Consider the following 18,122-nt stretch of genomic DNA (forward strand, 5'->3'; position numbering starts at 1 on the left):
TGTCGTGGGGCTGGGGCGGGGCTGTTCGAGACAAAACCCGCACCGCAACCGGACAATGCTGTCCGGTTCTTGGGTTACGGTACCGGTGCCCTCGCGGGACGCCCCACGAGGGCACCGCCCCATCCCGCGCGGCTACTTGCGCACCTCCCCCACGAGAGGAATCCGCCACATGCCCCTGCCTCAGTGCGACACCCCACCCACCCCGCAGGAGACCGCTGACCTGCGCGAGCGCTATCGCGTCGAGCGGGAGCGCCGCGTGCGCCCCGAAGGCCCGGGCCAATACCGGTCCACGGCCGCGGAGTTCGGCTACTTCGCCGCCGATCCGTACGTCGACGAAGTGGCGGAGCGCGAGCCGCTGCGCGACGTGGTGGACGTCGCGATAGTCGGTGGCGGTTTCGGCGGGATCCTGGCGGGCGCGCGCCTGCGCGGCCAGGGCGTGGCTCGCGTGCGCGTCATCGACAAGGGCGGTGACTTCGGAGGCACTTGGTACTGGAACCGCTACCCGGGCATCCACTGCGACGTCGAGTCGCACGTCTACCTGCCGATGCTCGACGAGACCGGATACGTGCCCGAGTGGAAGTACGCGCCGGGAGAGGAGATCCGCCGGCACGCGATGCGCATCGCCGAGCAGTTCGGCCTGTACGAGGACGCTCTCTTCTCCACCGCCGTCACCTCACTGGCCTGGGACGAGAGTGCCCAGCAATGGGTGGTCGCCACCGATCGCGGCGACAAGTTCCGCGCCACCTACGTCATCACGGCAACGGGCACGCTCACGGAGCCCAAGCTGCCCGGCATCCCCGGCATCGAGGACTATCGAGGCCACACCTTCCACACCTCCCGCTGGGACTACGGATACACCGGCGGCAGTCCCGAGGGAGGCATGACGGGCCTGGCCGGCAAGAGGGTCGCTGTCGTCGGCACCGGAGCCACCGGCGTGCAGGTCATTCCGATGCTGGCCGAGGACGCCGGGCATCTGTACGTCTTCCAGCGCACCCCCTCCGCCGTGGACGTGCGCGGTCAGCGGCGCATGACACCTCAGGATGTCGGCGCGGACCGCCCGGGATGGGCGGCCGAACGCCGGGAGAACTTCCTGCGGATCGTCTCCGGGGAGGGTGCCGGGCAGGACCTGGTCGCCGACCGCTGGACGGAATCGGCCGGCCTGCTGGAGAAGCTCCTGCCCAGCTTCCGCCGCGACGGCGAGCCGGACTTCGAAGCCGCCTACGAGGCCGCCGACCACGCCACGATGAACCAGGTCCGCGAGCGGGTGGCCGCCGAGGTCACCGACCCCGCCACGGCCGCGGCACTCAAGCCCTGGTACCGATACGCGTGCAAGCGTCCCACGTTCTCCGACAAGTACCTGCACGCGTTCAACCGGGACAACGTCACTCTCGTGGACACCGCCGACGCCCATGGCATCGAGCGCATGACGGAGCGCGGCGTTGTCGTCGGCGGGGTGGAGTACGAGGTCGACTGCCTGGTGTTCGCCACGGGGTTCTCCGTGGGAGTTTCCGGCATCACCTCAGGGAACCTGCCCGTGACCGGCCGGGAGGGGGTTCAGCTTCTGCACGCGCGGGCTCAGCAGGGCCCACGTACTCTGCACGGCTTCACCAGCAACGGGTTTCCGAACCTGATCCAGATGGGCTCGTTGCAGAACGCCAGCAGCGTGAACTTCACGCACATCCTGGACGAACAGGCCGTGCACGCCGCTGCGCTGGTCACCGCCGCGGAGGAGAAGAGCGCCGTCGTGGAGCCCACTCCCGAGGGAGAGGCCGCCTGGACAGACGTCTGCGCCAAGGGCGCCCCCGACCATGAGTGGTTCCATGCCGACTGCACCCCCGGCTACTACAACCGCGAGGGCCGCGGGCGCCCCAACGGTCCCACCGCCTACCCGCACGGCGCCGTCGCTTTCCATGACCTCCTGCGCCGCTGGCGTGAGGAGAACATCACCGAGGCACTCCAGGCCAAGGCCACCGCCTCGATCTGATGCGTCGACCGGTAGGGGCGGCGCCCCTCACCGTGCGGGAGTGAGTCCTGTTGCCAGGTCTCGTGCTCAGCCGAACCCCCCGAGCGGTGTTGGGTGTTCTGGTCGCCCGCGTACGCTCCGCGTCCGGGCGGCACGGATCGTGTCCGTGGCCCGGGGATGCGGGGAGCCCTCACGCCCCGGGGCGTCCGGTCCGGCCTGGGCGGTCCGATGCCCGTACCCATCGCTGTGGTGGTACGGGGCGGTGTCGTCCGTCGCCGGATCGGGTGCCCCAGGGCGCGCCTTCTGATCGCCATGGCGGCTGCTTCGTGGCGGGTGGGTTTGCGTTTGCTGCTGGTCAGGGGCTTTTGCCAGTGCTGGGCGCCCCCTTCCGAGGTGTAGGCGGGGTCGACGGCCACGAGAGGGATGCCGAGTTCGGCTGCCATGGAAACCAGCCGGGTTCTGCAGGGTGGGTTTCGGCGTCGCCCGTGTAGTGGTTGGCGGTGTGAAGGCCGGGTACTCGGGGTGCACGTGAAGGATGGCGAGACGGAGAGTCGCCCGGCGGCGTACGTGGTGCTCCTCGATTCCGGTGAGGAGGCAGTGCCCGAGATCAACCAATTCTTGCCCAGTCCCTGCTGGCGGCGGTCTGCCGGTGATCGCGTCGGGTGATCTGTCTCCTCGGCCCGACCGGCACCGCCGTGTCCGGCCTCAGCCTCTCGAGCCACGAGAGGCCATGCCCGCCCGGTATCCAGCGGCCTCCGGAGCCGAGGACGGGAAGCGGCCTCCGTAACCCAGGACGGGAAGGAGAATCCGAACGATGGCGCGGATTTTCGTTGATGGCGATGACTTGGTTGTGTATCTGTCATGGCGGGAAAGGGCAGCCGCCCGCCACGGCAATGTGCGCGCGCCGCTGACCGCGGTGATCCGGGTGACCGTCGAACCCGACTGGTGGCGGGCTCTGCGTGGTGTCCCCCATAGAGGCGTATGGATCCCAGGGACCTGGTGCATCGGCACGCGCAGCCACCAAGCCGGGATGGATTTCGTGGCCATACGGTCCGGCAGGCCGGTCGTGTGTGTCGAACTGCGGACCTCTTCCCCTGCTTCCTTCAGCCTCCTCGGCGTCTCTGTTGCCACCCTCGCGGAAGCCACGAACACGGCACAGTCAATCCGCGGAAAGGCACCAGAGATCGACACATCCACGCCTTGGCGGCAGCCGCTTCCGGTCCCCGGGGAGAACTCGGCCTGAGCAGCCGATCGCCGGTTGCCGAAGAGGCGTCGCCGACGAGCATGTCGAAGGTCAGCTCATAGCGGCGATCCCGCGCCGGCCGCCGCACCACGGCTTCCTCAACCGCATCACGGTCTGACCGGGCCAGTAACGCCGTCGCCCGGACTGAGGTGGCCGCTCACCGGGAGCCGGTCTTGCGGCCCACGCCCCCGTAGAACCCGATCCCCTCGGATCCGGCCGGCGGCGGGATGTCCGGGCGCCAGAACGGGGCCTGGGCCAGGCCGGGTTCGACCAGTTCGAAGCCGGTGAAGAAGCGCTCGACCTCGGCGCGGGACCGCAGGTTCAAGGTGGCTGTGGCCTTGCTGTAGACGGCCTGAGCCGCACTGCGGTCGGCGAAGTCGCCCGTGGCGTGGGAGAGGACGAGGAAGCTGCCGGGTGCCAGGGCGTCGCGCAAGGTGGCGACGATCCGCTCGGGCTCGTCCGCGTCGGTGAGGAAGTGCACGACGGCGACGAGAAGCAGGGCGACCGGCTCGTCGAAATCGATGACCTGACGGACGCCCGGGTGGTCGACGACGGAGCGCGGGTCGCGCAGATCGGCCAGGGCGATGCCGGTGGCGCTGGAGCCACTGAGCAGGGCGCCCGCGTGTGCGCTCACGATCGGATCGTTGTCGACGTACGCGACCCGCACGTCGGGCGCGACGGCCTGCGCGGTCTCGTGCACGTTCGGCGACGTGGGCAGGCCCGTGCCGATGTCGAGGATCTGGCGGACACCGCTGTCCACGACGTGCCGGACGGCGCGCCCCAGGAAGGCGCGGTTGGCCCGCAGGCCGATGCGTACCTCGGGCGCGGCGGCGGCGAGTTCGTCACCGGCCCGCTGGTCCACCTCGTAGTGGTCCTTGCCGCCGAGCAAGTAGTCGTAGATCCGGGCGGGATGCGGCTTGCTGGTGTCGATCTCCCCGGCGCGGAAGCCGTCCTGTGTCACGCTGAGCCCCTCCCGGCCTCGATGATCCCCCAGCCTGCCACATCAACCGCCGTACTCCTGACGGTAGTTGTTCTGGTCGTCACAGCACGCGGCGAACACTCCGTTCCCACTACTCTTTGATGCTGCCCTCGGTCATGCCTGTGCGCCAGTACCGCTGCAGCACGAGCATCGCCGCGGCGAGCGGGATGACGGAGACGAAGGCGCCGCCGATGGTGTACTGCATGAGCTCCGGCACCCGGTCGGCAGCTGTCTTCCACGTGGTGAGGCCGAGGGTGACCGGGTACTTCCGGTCGTCGGAGAGCATCACCAGGGGCAGGAAGTAGTTGTTCCAGATGCCCACGAACTGGAACAGGAAGACCGTGACCAGGGCCGGCGACATGATGCGCAGGACGAGCCCGAAGAAGATCCGGCCCTCGCGCGCCCCGTCCACCCGGGCGGCTTCCAGGAGAGTGTCCGGCACCGCCGACTCGGCGTAGATCCGGCAGAGGTAGACGCCGAACGGCGAGGCGAGGCTGGGCAGGAGGACCGCCCAGTACGTGTCGACCAGGCCGATCTTGCTGAACACGAGATAGAGGGGAAGGGCAAGCGTGCTCTGGGGGAGCAGCACCCCCGCCAGGACCGTCTTGAACACCGCCTCCCGGCCGGCGAACCGGTACTTGGCGAGTGCGAACCCGGCCGCGGCGGCGAGCAGCGTCGCCACGGCCCCGCCGACCCCCGCGTACAGCGCGGAGTTGAGCACCCAGCGAAGGTAGACGTGGTCGTCGTAGGTGAAGACCTTGGTCAGGTTGTCCAGCAGCTGGGCGTGGTCGAACCAGAGGCCGGAGCTGCCATAGACCCGGTCGGTGGACTTCGTGGCCGCGATGACGAGCCAGTACACCGGCAGCAGGAAGTAGCAGGCCGCGACCGCGAGAGAGGCGACCAGCAGGATCCGGCCGGGGCGCAGGGTGCGGCGGGGCAGGGCCGGGGCGGCGGGGACGGGGGGCGTGTCGACCCTGGGCAGGTCCGTGGTGGTCGTGGCGCTCAACGTCCGCTCCTTTCCTTGCGGGTGACCAGGCTGAGGAACGTGAACGACAGGGCGCAGGCGACGAGGGCGAGGATCACGGACTTCGCGGCGGCGAGATAGATATTGGCGTTGGCGAAGGCGTCGTTGTACGCGCTGAGGTTCGGCGTGTAATCGTTCGTGACAGCGGGCGCCTGCAGCTTGATGACGAGCGGCTCGGCGAACAGCTGCAGCGTGCCGATGATCGAGAACACGCAGGTGAGGACGAGGGCCGGACGGATCAGCGGGAGCTTGATGTGCAAGGCCGTCTGCAGGGGACCGGCCCCGTCGATCTGCGCTGCCTCGTACAGCTCTTGCGGGACGGACTTCAGCTGGGCGACGATGATCAGCATGTTGTAACCCGCGAACTCCCAGATCACGATGTTCGCGATCGACCACAGCACGCCGTGGTAGCCGAGGAAGTCGGGAGCCGCGTCGCCGAGTGCGTCGGTGATGGGGCTGATTCCGGGGACGTAGAGGAAGCCCCACAGGATGGTGGCGATGACGCCCGGCACGCCGTACGGCAGGAAGAACGAGGCGCGTAGCACGCCCGACCAGCGGCGGCCGACCTGCTCCAGCATCAGTGCCAGTGACGTGGCGAGGAACAGCATCAGCGGTACCTGCACGATGCCGAAGAGCAGCACGCGGCCGAACGACTCGAGGAACGCGCCCTGTTGGAGGGCCAGGACATAGTTGTCGAGACCCGCGAAGCCGACCGTGGGCGCGCCCAGGCCCATCGGGCCGTGCCGGTCGACCTTGAGCAGGCTCTGGTAGATCGCATAGCCGATGGGCACGACGAAGACGAAGGCGAAGACCGCGAGGAAGGGACCGAGGAATGCCCAGGCGGCGCGGTCGGGGCGGGACGACCGGTTCTTCGCGGCCCGCAGGGGAGTGGTGTTCGTCATCGGGCGCTCCTCGCCTTGAGGCCCTTGGCCCGGAGGTCGTCGACGACCTTGCCCTGCGCGTCCTTGAGCGCGTCCACGAGGGTGCCGCCGGTGGCGATCGCCCGGGCGATGCCGTCCTGAATGTGTGCGAAGGACTGGCTGGTGGTCGGCGACCACTGCCAGGAGGTGTCGACGTTGCGGTCGGAGGTCTGGAACACCTCGTTGTAGACCTGGCCGCCGAAGAACGGGTCCGGTTTGCCGAGGGCCGTCTTCTTGAGGTCGATACGGGCCGCGGGCCAGCCGTATCCGGCGGCCACGAGCAGGTCGATGCTGCGCGGGTCGGTGTTCAGCCAGTGCGCGAACTCGAGGGCCTCGACGGGATGCCGGGTGCCCTGCAGGATCGCGGTGGAGGAGCCGCCGTAGTTGCTCGACGCGTGCGCGCCCGCCTCCCACTGCGGCAGGCCCGTGACCCGCCACTTGCCCTTGGTGCCGGGCGCGTTGCCGCGCAGCAGCGCGTCGCCCCACTGGGCGGAGATCCAGGCGGCGAGCTGCCCCGTCTGGATTGCCCGGTACCAGGGCGCCTGCGTGTCCGGCATGATCGTGACGAGGTCGTCCCGGATGACGCCGTCCCAGAAGTCGGCGACTTCGAGGGACTCCTTGCTGTCGATGTCGACGATCCATGTGTCGGTGTCCGGGTCCGTGCGGATCCAGTGCGCGCCGCGCTGCCACACGAGGGTGGAGAACCAGGAGGCGGTGGCGGGAGCGAAGGAGCAGATCCGTGCCCCGCCGCCGCGCATCCTGATGATGCGTGCCGCTTGCCGGAACTCGTCCCAGGTGCCCGGGACATCGGCGTCCCAGCGTTCGAAGAGGTCCTTGCGGTAGTAGAAGCCCATCGGCCCGGACGCCTGCGGGACCGCGTACACCTTGCCGCCGAACACCCCTTGGTTCCATTGCCAGTCGACGTAGCTGCCCTTGAGTCTGTCGGCGCCGTACCCGCTGAGGTCCGTGAGGCCGTTGACGAGCATGAACTCGGGCAGCGCGTAGTACTCGACCTGGGCCAGGTCCGGCGGATTGCCCGCCTTCAACGCCGCGTGCATCTTCTGGTACCCGCCGGACGTGTTGGCCGGGACGATCTGCACTTGGACCTGGACGTCCGGGTGGGTCCGGTTCCAGAGGGCGACGGACTTCTGCAACGGGACCCAGGTCCACAGGACGAGCCGGACCTTCCCGCCGGGGCGGCGCCGGGTCTCCGCGCTGAGCCGGGCGGCGCCCGGTGACTCGCCGCAGGCGGCGAGCGCGGGCGCGCCGGCAGCGGCCGCGGCGCCCCACGCCAGGACCTTCCTTCGAGAGGGCATCCGACCTCCTTGTCCGTGCCTTGGCCCGCGCCCCGGCAGGGGCGCGGCGGTGCACTCGCAGGCGCTCCGCCTTGGGCGCCGATGCTGTCGACGGCCTCAACTATCAATTAATTACGAAGTATTGTGAAGGCTCGTGACGGGACGAGACCCGCAGCAGCCCCGAAGTCGATCCCAAACAGCTCCCGAACAAACCGCAGACAGATCCCAAACAAATCTCAAACAAATCCCAAACGGAAGGAGCTGCTTCATGGCACCCCCTGGTACAGCAGACCGCTTCACCGGGCGCACCGCGGTCGTCACCGGCGCCGCAGCGGGTATCGGCGCGGCCACCGCGCGCCGCCTTGCCGACGAGGGAGCCGCTGTCGTGATCGCCGACGTCGATGAGACGCAGGGCGCCCTCGTCGCCAAGGAGATCCGGGAGTGCGGTGGCCGGGCGGCCTTCGTCCGCGCCGATGTCGCCGACGAGGAGAGCTGGGAGCAAGTCCTCGCCGCTGCCCACACGTTCGGTCCGGTCGGTGTCTTGGTCAGCAACGCGGTGAAGGTCGAGGTTGCCCCGGTGCACGAAACATCTTCCGCTTCCTGGAACCGGCAGCTGTCCGTAGGCCTGACTGCCGCCTTCCTCGGCGTGCGCACCTGCCTGGATGACCTGCGGGAGGAGCGTGGCGCCATCGTCCTCGTCTCGTCCGTCCACGCCCACCACGGCATCCCCGGTCACCCCGCCTACGCGGCGGCCAAGGGTGGACTGCTCTCCCTGAGCGGTCAACTCGCTGTCGAGTACGGGCCGGAGGTGCGGGTCAACACGGTGCTGCCGGGGCCGATCCTCACCGGCCTGTGGGAGCGGGTACCCGACGACGAGCGTGTGGCCAGTGCCGCCGAGACCGCGGCCGGCCGCCTCGGCGACCCGGTAGAGGTCGCCTCCGCCATCGCATTCCTCGCCTCGCCGGAGGCGTCGTACGTCACAGGCTCCAGCCTCCACGTCGACGGTGGCTGGAGCGTCGTCAAGTCCTCGGCGTGACCGGGCGTGTTCCTGGTACGCGAGCCGTCTTCCCGGTGCGAGAGGGTGTGTTCCCGGCGGGACCGGGATACTCGGCGACGCCGTCCACCCACGACAGATCGGCAGGCAGACATGTCGGGCTATGCGCGGCGCGGGGTTCACGGTCAGACCGTGGAGGCCATCGCCCACCGGGTGTTCAGCGGCCGGATCGGCGAGGGGGACACGCTCGACCTCGGCGCGCTCCAGGCCGAACTCGGCGTCAGTCTCACCGCGTTGCGAGAATCGCTGAAGGTGCTCGCGGCCAAGGGGATGGTGGACGCGCGGCAGAAGCGCGGCACCTTCGTCCGGCCCCGCGCGGACTGGCATCTGCTCGACGGAGACGTTCTGCGCTGGCAGTTCGAGTTCGCCGGACCGCCGGCGGCCGGCGCCGCGCATCCGTTGCTGCGGGATCTCGGCGAGGTCCGTGCGATCGTCGAGCCTGCCGCGGTCCGGCTCGCCGCCCAGCGCCGCACGGAACAGGACATCGCGGCGCTGCAGACGGCGCTCGACGCGATGGCGCAGGCGGCGGACGGCGGCGCCGACGCGGTACAGGCCGACCTCGCCTTCCACCGCGCGCTCCTCGCGGCCTCCCACAACGAACTGCTCGAACGCATGGAGATGGTCATATCCAGCGGCCTGGCCGTCCGCGATCGCCTCGTCCACGGCTCCGACCGCCCCGAGGATCCGGTCCCCAGCCACCGCGCCGTGCTCGACGCCGTCAGGGCGCAGGATCCCGACGCGGCCGAGTCGGCCATGCGCACCCTGCTCGACCAGGCCGTCCGGGACCTGGGCAAGGTCCAGGACGGGCACGGCCCCGGCCTGGACTGAGCGGACGGCTCCGCCGCCTCGCGGTCGGTCAGCACCTGGAACAGCAACTCGGGGCCATGCCGGTCGTCTCGACCAGCGGTCCGTCGACCGCCTCGCGTCCCCCGACGGCAGCGGGCCCGTCAGCGGTTTCCCCGGCCTGGTGCAGGACGTGCTCGCCGGAGCCCTGCCCGCGGCCCTCGCCGAAACCGTCGGCGCGCGGCTGTCCGGCCGTGCCGGACAGGTCCGGTCGGCCGCCCGGGGCACTGGATGCGAGCTGCTCTCGCCGTGGGCCGCACCCACCCTCCTCGCCCCCATGGCCCGCGACGCGCCGCCGAGCGAGACCGGCCTGTGGTTCAGCGTGTTCGAACCGGGCGCGGGCTGGGGATCCGACACGCAGTTCACTGCCCGCTACGCCTCCGAGACCCCCGCCCTGGCCGTCTTCCGCGAGGACCTGTACTGCGTCTACCAGGGCCGGGGCGACAACCCCGACCTGTGGTGGACCGCGCACCGCGCGGACGGCAGCTGGTACGAGGACCAGCCCTTCCCCGCCCACCACACCCTGGGCAGCCCGGCTCTGGCCGAGTTCCAGGACCGGCTGTACTGCGCGCACCGCGGTGGCTCGGGCGACTGGAGCATCGCGCTGACCGCATACGACGGCACCACTTGGACCCCGGACCAGCCGGTCCCGAACGCCGAGAGCGTCTACGGCCCGGCGCTCGCCGTTTTCCGCGAGGCCCTCCACCTCGCCTTTGCCGACGCCGCCCAGCGCATCATGGTCACCACCAGCCGGGACGGCCGCACCTGGACCCCACCCGAACCAGTCCCCGGCTGCGCCACCACGAGGTCGCCGGCCCTCGCCGTGTACGACGGCGCTCTGCACCTGCTGCACGGCAACCCCAAGGACGGGGCGATCCACTGGACCCGGCTGCGTGACACCACCTGGAGCTCCGAGGGCGCACTGCCCGGGCAGCGTACCCGGAGCAACATCGGCCTCGCCGTCTTCGACGGCAAGCTGATGTGCGTCCACCGCGACCCCGCCCGGCAGCAGCTGCGGTGGTCCGTCTTCGACGGCGCCGGGTGGAGCACGGACACCGAACTACCCGGCCACAGCAGCAAATACGGTGCAGCACTGGCCGTGCACCGGGGGCCGACCGGCATCCGCGACCAACTCCTGTGCGTCCACCGGGGCCACGCCCAGCGCTTCGTCACAGCGACCGGGGAGCTGCTGATCGACGAGGACCCGGCCGGTCTGCACGAACTCGACGATCCGAACTCCGTCGCCGACTGAGACCGGCCCCACGGCGACTGGCATCGTCCTGGCGGAGGCCCGGACCACCATCCCGCGCCGCCATACCGGATTCACCCGCGCGAGCCTGCGGATCGTCCCTGAAACGGGTCGTTACGCCGTCCCTACGGCCAACTGCGTGCACCCCACCCGCGAGGACCGCGGTTTCGCGGCGCTGGGGCGGGCGTTCCACGAAACGGGCGGGTGAGGGCGTCCCTGGTCCTGTACGGGCGGCCTTCACGGAAGACGGCCCTGCCCGTGGGTGGCACATACCGACGGGCGCAGGGGCGAAGTTTCACAGGAGCGTAGCGGAGCTCCTGGCGCCCCGGAGGAGCTCACCTTCGTCGACGGCTGCCGACACCGCACCCCCTCAGCCGATGCGGCCCATGTCCGATGCCGGGACCAAATCGCCGGGTTTGTGCCATATTGCGCACATGCCGTCAACGAAAGGGTTGTAATGAAGTTCGCAGTCATCGGTGGCACCGGACTGATCGGTTCGCAGGTCGTCAAGGATCTGAACGCCGCCGGGCACCAGGCGGTACCGCACTCGAAGTCCACCGGAGCCGACGTCATCACCGGCCAGGGACTGGACGAGGCCGTGGCCGGAGCCGACGTCGTCATCAACCTCACGAACTCCCCGACCTTCGACGAAGCCTCCCCGGCCTTCTTCCAGACCTCCATGGACAACCTTCTGGCCGCGGCCCACAAGGGCGGCGTCGGCCATTTCGTCATCCTCTCGATCGTCGGCACCGACCAGGTCCCGGAGCTGGACTACTACCGGGCCAAGACGCTCCAGGAGAACATCCTCGCGAACGGGCCGGTCCCCTTCTCGATCGTCCGAGCGACGCAGTTCATGGACTTCATGGACGCCGTCATGTCCTGGACCACCGACGGCGACACCGTCCGGCTGCCCGCCACGCCGATCCAGCCGATCGCCTCAAAGGACGTGGCCGACGCGGTGGCGGAGGTGGCCGCGGGCGCCCCGCTGAACGGCATCCGCAACATCGCCGGTCCCGAGATCTTCACCCTGGACGAACTGGGCCGGATCACCCTGTCCCGCAAGGACGACAGCCGCACCGTCGTCACCGACCCCACCGCGGGTATGTTCGCCGCCGTCAAGGGTGACGTCCTCACCGACAAGAACGCCCACCTCGCCCCCACCCGCTACACCGACTGGCTCTCCTGACTCGCTCGCGCTTTACCGGGCGCGCGGGCCGCAGATGAACAAGCCCTGGCAGCCGTGGACGACGGCAAGAACTCGGCGCGGCGGCCAGGAGACAGTGGGGTCGGCCATTGCATGCTGCGGTGTCAACGCCTGCTGTCCGGAACGGACTGGAGGGTGACGCGACCGAGGTGGGCCGAGCCGGCAGACGGTCTACCGGTGCTTTGTCCAAACGACCGCGAGGCGTGGGAGGACTCCGGTACCAAAGCTGCCGTCGGCAACACGATGACCATCGCGGACGGCGGCTACCCGGGCACAAGGACTTGTGCCCACACCGGCCTGAAGATTGTTTACAGGCAAGCCTTAAGGCTGCGCCCGGCTATTTCTTGCCCTTCTCGTCGTTTTCCTTGAAGCAGACGACGAACCAGTTACCGGAGCCTGACTGGGTGAGTGAGCCGGTCGTGCCGGGGACATCGGAGCAGGAGAAGGTATCGACGACTCCGTCCTTGTCCATCTTCAGGACCTTGTAGTCGGCGTGCGGGTCAGTGCAGTCGAGCTTCTTGGTCTTCGCTTCCTTGTCCGTCCCGATGTTCTGGAAGCAGTCACCGGCCTTGAGTGTCGCGGACTGGTCCTTCGTGTCGTACGGGCCCAAGGCCCAGAACGTCACCATGCCCGCGAGCGCAAGGACCAGACCGAGGAAGATCAGTCGGTTGCGTCGTATCTGCGCCGAGGTGTACGAGGCGTTCGGGCCGCCCAGGGGCGGTATTTGGGACACGGGTAGTTCCTCAGGCCGTGGGGGCTTGCGCAGGCGACCACAAATTTAACCAAGCTGCCTGTACTCGTCGTTCGCCGCCCCCTGTTGGTCCTGCCGGTCGACATCGGGGCTTGCTGTCAACGGGCGCGGGGACACGGCTGGCAGCAAGCGCGAGCCCATGTTGAGCACGTCTTCGCGCGTATCAGTTGGAAGATCAACGGGACTAGCCTCTCTCGAACCCGTGTAGCCGTCCGGTGCTGACCAGGAACTTCTGCCCGGGCCTGCGGCGTTGGGCGCGCCGCCAGGAGAACCATCGCACCGGTCCGGCACCAGCCATGCCCGCCTGTGCCCCCCGACCGCCTGGGTGACGCTCCCGCCCACCAGTTGCCAAGTCACCGACCAGCGCTACTGTCACCCCGACACCAGATCAAGCCCGAGCGCCCCGCGGACACGGAGACCGGGACGAGCAGCTCATCCCACCGGCAGGTGTGCGACCACGGGGCAGCAGATGTTGCCCCGTCCGCAGCACAGCCATCCTCGTGCAGTCGGCTCACATCACCAGGCAAGCGCCGCGTACAGCGACGCCAGTACGGCTCTTCGAACCTGGTGTCATCCGGATCGCAAACAGGTCGTGGTTGCAAACTCGGGCGAACATTCAGTGCCAACTGTCGCAGCCCTAGTAGGACTCCGTTAGGTCTTTCGGTCGGTCGTGTTCAGGAGCATGGTGAGTGTGTGGACGCACATGAAGTGAACCGTGCTCGGGCGAAGTTGGCGTTATTCGTGGCTGATGTGTTCGCGTCGGTGCCGCGCAAGGATCAGCGGGCGAAGGGTGACTGCTATCTGCGGGGACTGATGACGGACGGTCGCCGCAAGTCCATCCAGGCCATGGCGGAGCGGCTGCCGGACGGCAATGAACAGAACCTGCAGCAGTTCGTGAACCAGTCGACCTGGGATCCGGTGCCGGTGCGGCGGCGGATCGCCGAGCGGTTGGTGCCGCTGATCGGCCCGGATGCCTGGGCGGTCGATGATGTGTCGTTTCCCAAGGACGGACGGATGTCGGTCGCTGTCGCGCACCAGTACTGCGGGGCTCTGGGCAAGCAGGCGAACTGTCAGGTCGCGGTGAGTGTGCACGCGGTCTCCGATGTCGCGTCCTGTCCGCTGCAGTGGCGGTTGTTCGTGCCCCAGGAGTGGGCGGACGATGCCGGACGGCGGCAGAAGACCGGGATACCGCAGGAGGCCGGGCACTGGGAGAAGTGGCGGCTGGCCCTGGACACCTTCGACGAGCTGGCCGGGTGGGGGCTGGTGCCGCCGGTGGTGGTGGCCGACGCCGGCTACGGGCAGAACGCCGACTTCCGCGACGGCCTGAGCGAGCGGGGCATCAAATATGTCGTGGCGGTCCGTTCGGACGTGACCGTCCATCCGCACGACGCGCAGCCCACCGCCCCGGCGTGGTCCGGCAACGGCCGCAAGCCGCAGCCCCGCTACCGTGACAAGGCGTCCTCGGTGGCCGCGCTGGCGGCCGGCCATGGGCGGCAGGCGTTCACCGAGGTGACCTGGCGGGAAGGCTCCCGCGGGCCGATGCGCTCGCGCTTTGTGGCGCTGCGGGTGCGGCCGGCCGGGGTCAGGGCCCGCCGTCTGGCCCAGGCCGCCGCCACCGCCGAACACGGCTACTGGGACGGTGTTCTGCCCGAAGTGACGCTGCTGGTCGAATGGCCCGAGGACGCCCAAGAACCCACCGGCTACTGGCTGTCCAGCCTGCCCGCCGACGCCCCGCTTGCTGAACTGGTCCGCCTGGCCAAGATCCGCTGGCGCATCGAGCACGACTACCGGGAACTCAAGCACGGCCTCGGCCTGGACCACTTCGAGGGACGTTCCTGGGCCGGGTGGCATCACCACGTCACCCTGGTCACCGCCGCCCACGCGTTCCTCACCGAACAGCGCCTGGCCCCAAAAGCCGATACAGCGGACTCAGCCTCTACCAGATCCTCGACGCCATCCAGGACCTGCTGAACTGCTGGACCGGCACCTGCACCACCTGCCACCGCCCCTTGCCCAGAACATCCACCGCCAGCCAGAACCCAAGATCCAGAGCGACCTAACGGAGTCCTACTAGTAGCCGTTCTTGAGCGGTACCCGGAGTCGGCGCTCGCCGCGTTGGCGACCGGCAGGTCGAACTGCCTGGCAGTTGCGGTGCCGGATCGGCCGATCACGCGCTGGTCTGATCACATGGCAGGTGGACACGGCCTGTTCACTTGGCTGATCATGGTCTGATGTCGCTCCGTACGTATGAGGCCGATCTGTTCGAGAGTTCCCGGGGTCGGCTGGAGGCGATCGCCTATCGGCTGCTCGGGTCGGCCGGTGATGCCGAGGACGCGGTGCAGGACACGTTTCTGCGCTGGCACGCCGCGGACCGGGAGTTGATCGTGACACCCGAGGCGTGGCTGACGAAGGTGCTCGCCAATCTCTGCCTCAATCAGCTCACTTCGGCGCGGGTCCGGCGGGAGACCTATGTGGGGCAGTGGCTCCCGGAGCCGGTGCTGGCCGGAGACCCGATGCTCGGGCCGGCCGACACCGCCGAACAGCGCGAGTCGGTCTCCCTCGCGATGCTCACCCTCATGGAGCGGCTGTCGCCCAATGAGCGCGCGGTGTACGTACTGCGCGAGGCGTTCGGCCACCCGCACCGCGAAGTCGCGGAGATCCTCGACCTCACCGAGGCGAACTGCCAGCAGATCCACCGGCGTGCCAAGCAGCACCTCACCGCCGAGCGGGCCCGCACCGAGGTCGACGCGGACGCCGCGCGCAAGGCGGTCGAGGAGTTCCTCGCCGCGGCCCTCAGCGGCGACACCGAACCGCTGATCCGGCTGCTCACCGCCGACGCGGTCAGCGTCGCCGACGGCGGCGCCAAGGTCCAGGCCCGCAGGACCCCGGTCATCGGCGCGCTCGGGATCGCGCGCTACCTGCGGGGTCTGTTCCGGCCCGGCGCCGCCAAGCGGGCCGCGGTCGGTGGCAGCGCGGCGGCGCACGCCGCCGTCGTCAACGGCGGCCCCGCGCTGCTGATCACGGCCGGCGAGCGCGTCGTCGGCGTGATCTGCCTCCACGCGACCCCTGACGGCGTCGGGGCGCTCCACATCCAGGTCAACCCCGACAAACTGGAACGCTTCACCAGCCGGTGGGCGGCCGCCGGCGCCCACCGCCCGCTCAGGGAGATCTGGTGACCCACGTCACAGGCAATACCTGTCAGGGATCGCGTGGCTGTCCGGTTCAGGAGGTGAGTCCAACCGGATAGGGAGCGAACCATGAAGCACCGCATTGTCGTCCTCGGGGCCGGATACGCCGGAGCCATCACCGCCGGTCGCCTCGCCAAGCGGCTGCACCGCGACGACGTCGAGATCACCCTCGTCAACGGCGACGCCGAGTTCGTCGAGCGCGTACGTCTGCACCAGCTCGCCAGCGGGCAGGACCTGCCGAGTCGGCCGCTCCGCAACGTCTACGCGGGCACCGGTGTGCGGGTCCGGCAGGCATGGGTCACCGCGGTCGACGTGGACCGCAAGACCGTCGATGTCGCAGGCGGGCACGGCGCCGAGACCCTCGACTACGACACCCTCGTGTACGCCCTGGGGAGCACCGGTACTGACCACGGCGTCCCCGGTGTCGCCGAGTACGCCCACAGCGTCGCCGGGAAGCAGGACGCGCTGCGGCTGCGCGTGCGCCTGGGCGAGTTGGCGGCGGGCGGGACCGTGCTGGTCGCGGGCGGCGGCCTGACCGGCATCGAGGCGGCCGCCGAGATCGCGGAGGCACGCCCGGACCTCAAGGTCGCCATCGCCGCCCGCGGCGGCGTCGGCGACTGGCTCAGCGACAAAGCCCAGCGCCACCTGCGCGACGTCTTCGACCGGCTCGGCATCACGGTCCACGAACGGGCCGACATCACGCGCGTCCGGGCGACCGGGGTAGTCACCGGTGCGGCCGGGGAGATCCCGGCCCAAGTGACCGTGTGGACAGCGGGCTTCACCGTGCACCCGATCGCGGCCGCCAGCACGCTGGAGGTGTCCGACACCGGGCGCATCGTCGTCGACGGCACCATGCGCTCGGTCTCGCACTCCGATGTGTACGCCGTCGGCGACGCCGCGTTGGCCGAAGGGGCGGGCGGCAAGCCGTTGCGGATGTCCTGTGCCACGGCGACCCCGATGGCATGGCAGGCCGCCGACGCCCTCGCCGCCCGCCTGACCGGCCGCAAGGTTCCCGAGGCATCGATCGGCTACAACGCCCAGTGCGTCAGCCTCGGACGCAGCGCGGGAATCCTCCAACGTGTGACCGCCGACGACCAGATGACGTCGAGCGTCTTCACGGGTCGGGCCGGCGCCCGCATCAAGGAGCTCATCTGCGCGGGCGCGGCCTGGAGCGTCTCGCACCCGACCATGATGCTGCCGAGCCGCCGCCGCCACCTCGCGGTGGCCGTCGAAACGGAACCCCGACCCGTCACCCTGTGAGAGGCCGGGTGGTGCGCGGCGTCGAACGCGACCGGGTTGGATGGCAGGGCTACTGGATTGGATGGCAAGGGACATTGGCCCTGATGTCCCTTCCCGAAAGATCTGGCCCCGTCTCAAGTGACCTGGCCTGATTCGCCTGTGGTCTCAGGTGACCTGGTTCGCCAGTCGTCTCGTGACAGTGCATCGTGTTCGAGAGCCCCGAAGGTCGATCAGTGGGGGCACGTGTCGCCGCGTCGTTCTGGCATTCATCCTCTGGCGTTGGTGACCCCCAAGCCGTCCATGTAGTCGCGGACCCGCGTGATCAGTCCGCTGTGGACGCGGAGTATCAGGAGACCGGGGACGGTGAAGGTGGTGGGGCTCGTCGGCAGAGTTCCCACCACGACATGCTCGGCGATGATCACTTCCGGATCGGCGGTCTCGTATGCCGCGATCTTCCTGATCTCCTTCACCTGGGCGGGACTGGCGCCCCAGGCCGCCCGGTATCCCGCACGCACGGCCTCGCGCCCCTCGTAGCGTGGGGGAAAACCGGGAGAGGTGAACGGGAACTCGTGCACCGCGTCCACGGCATACAGATCGGCGAGATCGTCTGCGGACTTGTCGAGCATGGCCTGGTAGTAGCAGGCCAGCACCTCGCAAGGGGTGCGGACAGCAGGTGTCTCCAGATTCGACACAGGGGTCACTCCGTTCGCTCAACAGTTGTTGACTCACTCTCCGTTGGTCCAGCTGGAGGTTCGGTGGCGGAGAGAGCCGGGCCGAGGTTTCCCACGGCAGACGAGTGGGGCGACTCCAGGATGGCACCGGGCACTGACATCGTTCCCCGGACAGCCGTGTGGTCCAGCCTCTTCACAGGAGAAGGTCGAGCCACAGTCCGGCAGTTCGTGCACGACGCGGGGTCGTGCACGCCGTCACGCCGGGAACGACTTGTAGCCTGCCACGCCGCACGGTGTCGCGGGGTGAGTCGGTGCTTCCCTTCCCGCCGGGCGGGTGTCGGTGCTGGCTACGGTCCGCCTCGTGCCGGTGGTGTTTCTGACTGGGCAGCACGGCCATCGCCTGCAATAGAACTTCGCGCGTGCCGCCGTCCGGATGGTGAGGTGGCACGGTGACCAACCACGATGAGGAGGCGGCCGTCAGGCCGTTGGCACTGGCTTG

Annotated in this window: 15 protein-coding genes and 1 pseudogene; 9 read left to right on the plus strand and 7 right to left on the minus strand. The window is 69.3% G+C overall.

The window, feature by feature from the left end; all coding sequences use genetic code 11:
- Positions 1-169: 169 nt before the first annotated feature.
- Positions 170-1,984, plus strand: coding sequence for a flavin-containing monooxygenase (locus OG698_RS44515; protein WP_406109838.1), 1,815 nt, complete (start codon positions 170-172; stop codon positions 1,982-1,984).
- Between the two features lie 70 nt (positions 1,985-2,054).
- Here OG698_RS44515 and OG698_RS44520 read toward each other — a convergent pair.
- Positions 2,055-2,451 (minus strand): annotated as a pseudogene (locus tag OG698_RS44520) (IS200/IS605 family accessory protein TnpB-related protein); the annotation flags it as partial.
- A 326-nt stretch (positions 2,452-2,777) separates the two neighbouring features.
- Here OG698_RS44520 and OG698_RS44525 point away from each other — a divergent pair.
- Positions 2,778-3,206: a hypothetical protein gene (locus OG698_RS44525; RefSeq protein WP_406109839.1), complete on the plus strand. Its 429-nt coding sequence runs from the start codon at positions 2,778-2,780 to the stop codon at positions 3,204-3,206.
- Positions 3,207-3,363: 157 nt separating this feature from the next.
- Here the strand turns inward: OG698_RS44525 and OG698_RS44530 are convergent, their stop codons facing one another.
- The 4 genes from OG698_RS44530 to OG698_RS44545 all read right to left on the minus strand — a co-directional run bounded on the left by OG698_RS44530 (position 3,364) and on the right by OG698_RS44545 (position 7,445).
- A complete protein-coding gene (locus tag OG698_RS44530; protein WP_406109840.1) occupies positions 3,364-4,167 on the minus strand; it encodes an SAM-dependent methyltransferase in 804 nt (267 codons plus the stop codon).
- Positions 4,168-4,276: 109 nt separating this feature from the next.
- A complete protein-coding gene (locus OG698_RS44535; protein ID WP_406109841.1) occupies positions 4,277-5,191 on the minus strand; it encodes a carbohydrate ABC transporter permease in 915 nt (304 codons plus the stop codon).
- A complete protein-coding gene (locus OG698_RS44540; RefSeq protein ID WP_406109842.1) occupies positions 5,188-6,111 on the minus strand; it encodes a carbohydrate ABC transporter permease in 924 nt (307 codons plus the stop codon). Before OG698_RS44540 ends, OG698_RS44535 begins: the two co-directional genes overlap by 4 nt.
- Positions 6,108-7,445 (minus strand): extracellular solute-binding protein, encoded by a 1,338-nt coding sequence (locus tag OG698_RS44545; protein ID WP_406109844.1) that lies wholly within the window; start codon positions 7,443-7,445, stop codon positions 6,108-6,110. The genes OG698_RS44540 and OG698_RS44545 overlap by 4 nt, the downstream gene beginning before the upstream one ends.
- Before the next feature lie 247 nt (positions 7,446-7,692).
- On the opposite strand from OG698_RS44545, the gene OG698_RS44550 reads away from it, so the two are divergent.
- From OG698_RS44550 to OG698_RS44565, 4 genes are all read left to right on the plus strand, one after another.
- Positions 7,693-8,460 carry an SDR family NAD(P)-dependent oxidoreductase gene (locus OG698_RS44550; protein WP_406109846.1) on the plus strand — a complete coding sequence of 256 codons (768 nt, stop codon included), beginning with the start codon at positions 7,693-7,695 and terminating at the stop codon, positions 8,458-8,460.
- A gap of 111 nt (positions 8,461-8,571) precedes the next feature.
- Positions 8,572-9,306: a FadR/GntR family transcriptional regulator gene (locus OG698_RS44555; RefSeq protein ID WP_406109848.1), complete on the plus strand. Its 735-nt coding sequence runs from the start codon at positions 8,572-8,574 to the stop codon at positions 9,304-9,306.
- 139 nt (positions 9,307-9,445) lie between these two features.
- On the plus strand, positions 9,446-10,573 hold the full coding sequence (locus OG698_RS44560; RefSeq protein ID WP_406109850.1) for a hypothetical protein: 1,128 nt from the start codon (positions 9,446-9,448) through the stop codon (positions 10,571-10,573).
- A 454-nt stretch (positions 10,574-11,027) separates the two neighbouring features.
- Complete coding sequence (locus OG698_RS44565) at positions 11,028-11,756, plus strand: SDR family oxidoreductase (RefSeq protein ID WP_406109852.1); 729 nt, start codon at positions 11,028-11,030, stop codon at positions 11,754-11,756.
- Between the two features lie 355 nt (positions 11,757-12,111).
- Here OG698_RS44565 and OG698_RS44570 read toward each other — a convergent pair whose 3' ends face one another.
- On the minus strand, positions 12,112-12,507 hold the full coding sequence (locus tag OG698_RS44570) for a hypothetical protein (RefSeq protein ID WP_406109854.1): 396 nt from the start codon (positions 12,505-12,507) through the stop codon (positions 12,112-12,114).
- Positions 12,508-13,218: 711 nt separating this feature from the next.
- Here OG698_RS44570 and OG698_RS44575 point away from each other — a divergent pair.
- The 3 genes from OG698_RS44575 to OG698_RS44585 all read left to right on the plus strand — a co-directional run bounded on the left by OG698_RS44575 (position 13,219) and on the right by OG698_RS44585 (position 16,973).
- On the plus strand, positions 13,219-14,496 hold the full coding sequence (locus OG698_RS44575; RefSeq protein WP_406102818.1) for an IS701 family transposase: 1,278 nt from the start codon (positions 13,219-13,221) through the stop codon (positions 14,494-14,496).
- Positions 14,497-14,756: 260 nt separating this feature from the next.
- Positions 14,757-15,701, plus strand: a complete 945-nt coding sequence (sigJ, locus tag OG698_RS44580) for an RNA polymerase sigma factor SigJ (protein ID WP_406109856.1) — start codon at positions 14,757-14,759, stop codon at positions 15,699-15,701.
- A gap of 81 nt (positions 15,702-15,782) precedes the next feature.
- The gene (locus OG698_RS44585; protein WP_406109858.1) at positions 15,783-16,973 is read left to right on the plus strand and encodes an NAD(P)/FAD-dependent oxidoreductase; all 1,191 of its coding nucleotides are present in this window, start codon (positions 15,783-15,785) and stop codon (positions 16,971-16,973) included.
- Between the two features lie 245 nt (positions 16,974-17,218).
- Here the strand turns inward: OG698_RS44585 and OG698_RS44590 are convergent, their stop codons facing one another.
- Positions 17,219-17,644, minus strand: a complete 426-nt coding sequence (locus OG698_RS44590; RefSeq protein WP_406109860.1) for a nuclear transport factor 2 family protein — start codon at positions 17,642-17,644, stop codon at positions 17,219-17,221.
- Between the last annotated feature and the right edge of the window lie 478 nt (positions 17,645-18,122).

Origin of the sequence: Streptomyces sp. NBC_01003, assembly GCF_045162695.1 — a bacterium.
Lineage (GTDB): Bacteria > Actinomycetota > Actinomycetes > Streptomycetales > Streptomycetaceae > Streptomyces.